The sequence below is a fragment of the Vibrio sp. 2130-1 genome (assembly GCF_033339515.1).
Window position 1 is genome coordinate 1 of sequence record NZ_JAWOUT010000671.1, and the last position, 534, is coordinate 534.

The following is a 534-nucleotide window of genomic DNA, read 5'->3' on the forward strand; positions in this document are numbered from 1 at the left end:
AGCAAAAACTGGCGCGAAGACGACGTTATTCTGAATTCTCAATTTGACCGATTGTATGTGAACTGGAAGAGCGACGATTGGAGTGCCAGTGTCGGGCGTTTTCGTATTAACTGGTCCATGAACACCATCTGGAACCCTAATGACGTTTATAACGCGTACTCGATTTACGACTTTGATTATGAAGAGAGAGCGGGCACCGATGCCATTATGGTCAGCAAAAAACTTGGTTTTGCCGACGGTTTAGATTTGGTGTTTTCTCCTTCACAAGAATCTGGACAAAACAGCGCTTCGCTGCGTTATTTTTCAAATGTTTCTGGGTGGGATTATCAAATTATCGCAGGTCGAGCACGGATGGATTACATTCTTGGAGCTGGATTTGCGACCGATGTTTACGATGCAGGGCTGCGAGGTGAGTTAACTTGGTTTGATTCAATAGACGCTGAATATCAAGGTGAGCCAACGCGGAATAACACTGTAGCAAGCTTAGAAGCGGATTACAGTTTTGGTGGTGTTCGTAACTGGATGACAAGAGGG

General features: G+C 45.1%; 1 pseudogene. It reads left to right on the forward strand.

Features of this window, described 5'->3' with window-relative positions:
• Positions 1-534 (forward strand): annotated as a pseudogene (locus R7Q09_RS28065) (hypothetical protein); the annotation flags it as partial.